The sequence below is a fragment of the Enterovibrio norvegicus DSM 15893 genome, assembly GCF_900115495.1.
GTDB classification, from domain to species: domain Bacteria; phylum Pseudomonadota; class Gammaproteobacteria; order Enterobacterales; family Vibrionaceae; genus Enterovibrio; species Enterovibrio norvegicus.
Genome location: NZ_FOWR01000083.1, coordinates 1 through 3361 on the forward strand (window position 1 = coordinate 1; position 3361 = coordinate 3361).

General features: G+C 49.8%; 4 protein-coding genes. 2 read left to right on the forward strand and 2 right to left on the reverse strand.

The genetic code is table 11. The features are described from left to right. Positions 1 to 54: 54 nt before the first annotated feature. Positions 55 to 1020: an isoaspartyl peptidase/L-asparaginase family protein gene (locus tag BM082_RS24400; RefSeq protein WP_017013172.1), complete on the forward strand. Its 966-nt coding sequence runs from the start codon at positions 55 to 57 to the stop codon at positions 1018 to 1020. Positions 1021 to 1095: 75 nt separating this feature from the next. Here the strand turns inward: BM082_RS24400 and BM082_RS24405 are convergent, their stop codons facing one another. Together BM082_RS24405 and BM082_RS24410 are read right to left on the reverse strand one after the other, a co-directional pair. After that, positions 1096 to 1317: a SlyX family protein gene (locus BM082_RS24405; protein WP_017010452.1), complete on the reverse strand. Its 222-nt coding sequence runs from the start codon at positions 1315 to 1317 to the stop codon at positions 1096 to 1098. A gap of 7 nt (positions 1318 to 1324) precedes the next feature. Continuing rightward, complete coding sequence (locus BM082_RS24410) at positions 1325 to 2305, reverse strand: WD40 repeat domain-containing protein (protein ID WP_026024618.1); 981 nt, start codon at positions 2303 to 2305, stop codon at positions 1325 to 1327. Positions 2306 to 2427: 122 nt separating this feature from the next. Here BM082_RS24410 and fkpA point away from each other — a divergent pair, with 122 nt between their 5' ends. Then, positions 2428 to 3219: an FKBP-type peptidyl-prolyl cis-trans isomerase gene (gene fkpA, locus BM082_RS24415; protein WP_017010450.1), complete on the forward strand. Its 792-nt coding sequence runs from the start codon at positions 2428 to 2430 to the stop codon at positions 3217 to 3219. The last annotated feature ends 142 nt before the right edge of the window (positions 3220 to 3361 follow it).

Here is a 3361-nt window from a genome sequence, read left to right on the forward strand (position 1 = left end):
CAGTACCCAGTACCCAGTACCCAGTACCCAGTACCCGTTAACGAAGGAATCGCTATGTCTCAACCATTCTCCATCGCCATCCACGGCGGCGCAGGCACAATTGAACGCAGATTAATGACCCCAGAGTTTGAAGCTGATTATCGCAAAGCATTGGCGCAGTCGGTATTGGCAGGGCATGCGGTTCTTGTTCAAGGTGGCAGCGCTGTTGATGCCACGGTTGCTGCTGTAAAGGTGATGGAAGACAGCCCGCTCTTTAATGCGGGAAAAGGATCAGTGCTCACGCATGATGAAACGGTTGAGATGGATGCCAGTGTGATGGATGGCAATGGGCTTAATGCTGGCGCTGTCACTTTGATTCGTCACATCAAAAACCCTATACAGCTCGCGCGTGACGTGATGCAAAAAAGCCCGCATGCGATGTTAGCGGGCGAGGGGGCGGAATCTTTTGCGTTCAAAGAATGCGGTTATAGCTATACAGAGCAAGATTATTTTTTTACCGAGAGGCGCTACAAAGAACTGCGCGTCATGAAAAAGACGGGTGGCGTGGCGCTTTCTGAAGCCCGCTATCCTGATGAGAAAAAACACGGCACGGTTGGCGCTGTTGCGTTGGACAAAAATGGCAATCTTGCGGCAGCAACCAGCACCGGTGGATTAACCAACAAACGTTGGGGGCGCGTCGGAGATACGCCAATCATTGGTGGCGGAAATTTTGCGCGCAATGGCAACGTGGCGGTATCGGCAACAGGAATGGGCGAGTTATTGATGCGCTGTACCGTTGCTGGCGACATTGCGGGACGCATGCAATATGGCAATGCCAATATGGAGCAAGCATGTCGTGACGTTATTCACGGTGATTTTCTTTCGCTAGGCGGCGAGGGCGGTGTGATTGCGATTGACGCGAGCGGTGCAGTGAACTTCGAATTGAACTGTCCGGGCATGTACCGTGCGACGGTCGATGCGGATGGCAATGCGCGGGTAGCGATATTTGCAGATGAATCCCTTTCTGTGGTGAGCGAGTAACGAGAGGCAAGGTTCGAGAACTTTACTCTTTCTCGTTCCTCGCGATCTGCTTTTTCTCGCCCCTAGTACCTGCTTTCAGTAGTGAGGCGGCGGTGTTTCTTCGTTCATGCTCGCGATGTTTGCGGGTTCTATCGCTTTCAGTTTTGTCACCAAGAAGGCAATCTGCGTGTTCATTCGCATGATCGCATTTTGTTGTTCAGTGACCGCATCGTTGAGTTCTTCGATGGTGTGTTCTTGAAATGCTTGTTTGATTTCAAGGTCTTCAACTTGCTTCTGTAATCGCTCTAATTCTTTCATATCGTTACTATTCCTGCGATATCCAGGCTTGTGCAATGCCGGCTGATGTTGCGGATATTACACGCCCTGTTGGATCTATCGCGACATCATACACCACCGCACTCGGTGGTCGCGTATTTTGTTGTTCCTCCGCTAGCCAGCGTCCGATGTTATCACCGCTTTGGGTGTCCCATGACTCTATGCGTCTGCCGGGAGTCCCTGTGACTAAGACCTCGCCATCATCCGAGAAACGTGCCGTTGAGAAGTTTGGGTGGCGGTGGAACATATTGAGTTCGGTACGTGGTTCGCCCGTAGAGAGATCCCACACAATGGCTGTGTCGTCTCCGTCTGCTGAAAAGGCGTATTTTCCCGTGCGGTGCAACTCAACGCGAGTTATACGGTGTGCGTGTGGAAATTCATTCAGCACTTGGCCGGATTCAGTGCTCCAAAAGAAGGCGTTATGGTCATTCCCTCCTGATAGCGCGAACTTGCCATTGGGCGACAAAGACACGCTATTCACTTTATCTTGGTGAGCAAGGAACTCTAAGCGTCTTCCTGTGCCTAAGTCCACGAACAAGGCTTTTCCGTTCGATAACGCAAGCAATACTTTCTGTCCGTTGTTACTGATATCGAGGTCTCTAATGATGCCGTCTGATATGGACCACAGGCCCTCGGCTTGCCCCCACGCTAAATCCCAGACCGCAAAGTTCTGTGATGTGGCAGTAATGGCGTAGCGATTGTTGTCTGATATTTGGCTCGCGATCACAGTGTTTCTATCTTGATCCTGATATCCGAAATCTGCCAACTGTTTGTTTTGCATAAGATCCCAGAGCACGATACCTTGTTCTTTTGATGCCATAAGGCCGAAACGGCCTTCACGACTTAAGCTGAAACTGGTCACTCCATCAGGCTGCAACGTCCAACGTTGTGCTTCATGCGAGGAGTGAAAGCACCCTGAAAGTGCTAGCAGTGTCAGAATTAAGCAAATTGTGGCGACGATTTGTCGTATCACGCTTGTGTTCCTTTTCTTGGGACCCTATAACGTCGAGTATATTGATCGTTTCAGGCTTTCGCATCGTTGTCGCGTAAGCGAATAAGAGAAATGTGGTTTGAATACCAACGGAGTAACCAATGAAATCAGTTTTTAAAATGTCACTGTTAGCTGCGACTGTCGCTCTAGCTGTGGGCTGTCAGCAGGAAGAAGTAAAAGAAACGAAGACAGCTGCGGTTGAAGCTCCTGCTGCCGTAGAAACCGTGACATTTGCAACAGAAGATGACAAAGCCGCTTATGCAATCGGTGCATCGTTGGCGCAATACCTGAAAGCGAACCTTGATCAGCAAGAAGAAATTGGCTTGAGCTTAAGCTCTGATCTTGTACTGCAAGGTGTACAAGATGCGTTTGCTGATAAATCAAAATTGAGTGATGAAGAAGCACAAGCTGCGCTTCAATCACTGGATCAGCGTGTTGCTGAGATGGCACAAAAACAATCTGAAGAGAAAGCGGCGGCTGCTGTGAAAGCAGGCGAAGATTTCCGCGCAACGTTCTCAAAAACGGAAGGTGTAACCACCACAGATTCAGGTCTGATGTACCAAGTAGAAACCTTGGGTGAAGGTGCGAAACCTGCAGCGGAAGACACCGTTGTTGTCCATTACAAAGGCACATTGACTGACGGTACACAATTCGACAGCTCTTACGATCGTGACCAACCTGCGACTTTCCCGCTTAACCGCGTGATCCCTGGCTGGACGGAAGGCGTTCAATTGATGCCAGTGGGCTCTAAGTTCAAATTCGTCATTCCACCTGAGTTGGCTTACGGCGCACAAGACACACCTGCGATTCCAGCAAACTCAACCTTGGTGTTTGATGTTGAGCTCATCGAAATCAAAGGTGACGCAGCGAAGGCAGAAACGACACAAGGTTAATCACCTTTACGTTAGTCTGATGCAACGTTCAAAAACCCCAGTCTCGTACTTAAGGCCGCTCGCTTAAGAGCGAGTGGCTTTTTTCTCTCTGGTTCTGGTTGGATATTTTGCGGGTCTTTTCAACACTGCCCGAGGGTACGCT